The following is a 3,804-nucleotide window of genomic DNA, read 5'->3' as shown; positions in this document are numbered from 1 at the left end:
GAACTTGCACACTATTTTCTGGCACTTCACAACCATCTTCCAGCACATCAGAGGCAATACACGATGCAAGTTCTTCATTTGCAGGAACTTGCACACTATTTTCTGGCACTTCACAACCGTATTCCAGCGCATCAGAGGCAACACACGATGCAAGTTCTTCATTTGCAGGAACTTGCAAGCTATATCTTTTGTTTCTCGACTTCGAGAGTGCAGGGTCGATGGTTCGCAACATTTCGTCGAGCATGGGAGAGGAGAACGTACGATTCTTGCGGTCGATGGTGAAGAGTCCGAAATCCTCGATGATGCTGCGCACGGTGTCTTCGTCCGTCCAGAAGGAGAAGGCGAGCGACTCATAGTCGAGTTCGAGCACGCAGTATTTTTCGGAGCGCAAGCGTTGGAGGATGGCGAGATAGATGCCATATCCTGCCCAGCCCATGCGAGCCCGGAGTTTGGCAGACCGCTGTTCGGCATAGTTGTCGATGAAAAGCGGCACATACTTGTTGTAGGAATCTGTCTTTTTCATGATGGTGTCGATTTAGGTAAAGGATGGGACTATGGTCCAAAGGGTGCAGTTTTTCTCGCAATCCTGCGAAATCCCTGCGCTTTTACACCGCAAAGTTACGACTTTGTCGCAATAAACAAATAGATTTAAGATTTATTATTTTTCTCGTGTCGTTTTTCTCCTCCTCTCTTTTGGCTTGTGATGCTTCAGGGAAACCCGAGATTGGAGGTGACCTAGGCTACGTCACACGATTTTCTCCTAGATTCTTCGTCAAACTACGGAGAAAAGAGGATAGTTCTCCCACGTTTTTTGAAAAATCTCGGAGAGATTAGACGAATCTAGACATTAGAGGGTCGCAGAGCCGTTTTAGACGTTAGAAATTAGACAAATCTAGACGTTAGACGTTAGAAATTAGACGTTAGAAATTAGAAGGCTAGCGCGATTGGACTACATCTCCGCATGGCTCTAAAGTCTAAAGTCTAACTGCTAATGTCTAAGACCTAACGTCTAACCTAAAGATAATCCCCACTCACCTGCAATAGATGAGTGGGGATGTTTCTATTATCGCTGCATGGTGCTAACGTCTAACGTCTAACTGCTTACGTCTAACTGCTTACGTCTAATACCTAACGTCTAATACCTAACGTCTAATACCTAATGTTTAGAGTCTATATTCGTCTATTACAGTCACTCAAAAACGTAATTCAGAGGACTGTTTTTGATTTTGACTAGACTGTGAAGCATCAGGGGCATTTCCCTTCAACTTAAGAAGTTCTGAACGATATTTGTCGAGTATAGTACGCCCTAAGTCCGTGACACAACCTCGGAAAAGCGTAACCACAAAGTTTTTGATAAAATCTTCGATGGTAAACTGCTCCATGCCTCGATCACGGTGGATGACACTATCGGTGAGCAAAGCTAAAGATCCTACAATCACGGCATAATTCACATCATCGCGAAAGAGGCCTTGCTCCACTCCCACCTGAAGCAATTCGACAAAATGCTTGTCGGTGGCTTCACGACGTGATTTGAAATACTGAGCAACGGCAGGGAAATACTGAATCTCTCGCAAGTAGTGATCACTAGCTGATGCAAAATCGTTGATACGATATTCTGTCACCCCCATCATGAGCTCCAACACATTGGTGGAACGTGCAGCCAATTGTGCAGAATACTGATACTCCCGGTCTAAATTGTTCTGTACGCACGCCATCACCAACTCTTCCTTGTCACGGAAAAACTGATAGAGCGTGCGCTTCGACATGCGAAGGTTTTTAGACACTTCGTCCATGGTGACCTTCTTAATGCCTCGCTGGCGGAAAGCAAGGTCGGCAGTTTCAATGAGCAACTGGCGCAAGTTGAGCTGTTCGGGTGTCATGCGCTGCGGATCAGTGCTACCCATGCTAGTGAGAGCAGCATTTCTTTTCCGAGGGGAGGTGGGCGAAGTGGAAGATTGCATGGCGGGATAGTTTTGAGTGAATCATCTGTTGTAGAAGTCTACCCATGCTCTTAGCAAAAAAGAGCTGAGATAAAACGACCTTATTGTGAGACGGGCTATACTAAAACGAAACATCTCACAAGGAAAACGCAAGATGCGTTGTTAGCAAAAATACGAATGTCTGTGCACTTGACCAAGGAAATGTCTAAAAACTAGCAAAAGAAAATAGTTTTTATTGCCATCTGCATTGTGTATTAAAGATTTGAAACACAAAAGACATAGAATAGTTCTTCAAATAAGGAGGCTATGAAAAGAAGACATATCTCAAGATACTAACAGCGAAGAGATAAAACTTACAACTCCTTTCTACGAAATAGACGAAATAGATGTTAGAGGTTAGACGTTAGAGGTTAGACGTTAGAACCATGTGGCGAAGCAAGAGACTTTTTCCTTTTGTGGCACTTCACTTTGTATTTTTGTGGCAACACTGGGCGAAAGCTATTTCTTCTTTCTTGGGGTCTCCGTTTTAAGCGATGAGATAACAAGCATAGCGAGTAAGCATGAAATCAGGGATACCACGCTTGGAACTACTGCCGATTGCCACCATTTTCGTGACCTCACGAAAATGGTCCTCTACATTGATATCCTGCGACCCTCTGACGTCTAAAAAGGGTCTGCGTCTCTCTATTCTATATCCACACAGAGTCCTTTTCCCAACCAGTGGGGAAGCCCATCGCCTTCACATCCACTTCGGGAAAATTTGAAAGTAAAATGCGAACTTTGCCAAACATATCATTCTGAGGTGAAATGCTATTAAGGAGATATTTAATAATCCATAGATTATCATAAATGCGAAGTTGTGCATTACCTTTAGTGCACCACGGCACATGTAGACTATGGGGCTGCATCGGACGGATGGCATTCACTCGATTCCACACTCGAGCATGGTGACAACAACTATTGCGCGTGAGATACACAATCGTCAACCACGACTTAAAAGGTTTGACATCAAGGCAAAACATCTTAGCCACCCTTTTCTTAATCACCTTGTTCTTAATGTTATCATAAAGCTTTGTCAACACTCCAAAGGGCAAAACCTCTGCCAGTATCCACGCAGGAGGAAAAGGCGAAGAATAGGTGCTTTTGAAATGCACCAAGTAATCTTCTCGCGAGTTATCAACTTCTTTTCTCATCAACCCCATCGTCGCGTGATGTATGGAGCTATCGACAAAATTCTGAACGTCTGACATCCAAAAAGGATTTTTTGTCACCTCACACCCGATATTGACTATCGCACTACGCACTGCGACCTCAATTTTCTCTATTTCATTAAAAATGAGCAGACGAAGTTTTTTATCAAAACGATAGAGCATCATAACCTTTTCAAAGGAAGCCAGTTTTTTATAGAGATGCGCCTCTTTTGGCTGCTCCAAAAAGGGATACATGTAGCCCGAAAGTCGATAATAACCAATGCTTTGCAGATAACGTTGTGCCTTGAGGGTATCGGTGATTTGTAGACCGCGCAACTGCAACAACTTGATTAAGTATTGAGTGGAAGTGTATGTTTTCGTAAAAGGCACCAAGGTAGGCGGTGCAACCTTTGTGTTTCTAGTATTCATGGGTCAAAAAAAAATTGACCCGCACATTTGAGCATCGTTGAGAGGCTTGGCGGGTTCTAGTAGTGCAAAAATACTAACTTTCTCAAATACCAGCAAACTTTTGGAGCAGAAATTGAGGTTAGAGGGTCACGGACCCTTTCTTGCTCGCCACGACAAGTGTGGCTCGGGCTGGCGCGGTTGGGCTCTTCGCCGCATGGTTCTAACGTCTAACGTCTAAATTCTAATCTCTATTCCCCTCTAATGTC

Annotated in this window: 3 protein-coding genes and 1 pseudogene; all 4 read right to left on the bottom strand. The window is 43.9% G+C overall.

Translation table 11 applies throughout. The features are described 5' to 3' along the window. A partial coding sequence (locus HMPREF9999_RS01230; protein WP_198144604.1) for a Lin1244/Lin1753 domain-containing protein occupies positions 1-523 on the bottom strand: 523 nt, incomplete at its 3' end. Positions 524-1,193: 670 nt separating this feature from the next. After that, positions 1,194-1,961 (bottom strand): TetR/AcrR family transcriptional regulator, encoded by a 768-nt coding sequence (locus tag HMPREF9999_RS01225; RefSeq protein WP_044062862.1) that lies wholly within the window; start codon positions 1,959-1,961, stop codon positions 1,194-1,196. A gap of 508 nt (positions 1,962-2,469) precedes the next feature. Then, positions 2,470-2,592 (bottom strand): annotated as a pseudogene (locus tag HMPREF9999_RS10680) (DNA damage-inducible protein D); the annotation flags it as partial. Between the two features lie 37 nt (positions 2,593-2,629). Next, positions 2,630-3,559, bottom strand: coding sequence for an Abi family protein (locus tag HMPREF9999_RS01220; protein WP_009436403.1), 930 nt, complete (start codon positions 3,557-3,559; stop codon positions 2,630-2,632). Positions 3,560-3,804: the final 245 nt, after the last annotated feature.

The sequence above is a fragment of the Alloprevotella sp. oral taxon 473 str. F0040 genome (assembly GCF_000318095.2).
Classification (GTDB): domain Bacteria; phylum Bacteroidota; class Bacteroidia; order Bacteroidales; family Bacteroidaceae; genus Alloprevotella.
Note: the sequence above shows the minus strand (reverse complement) of the source record. Positions and strands in the feature narration are given on the sequence as shown.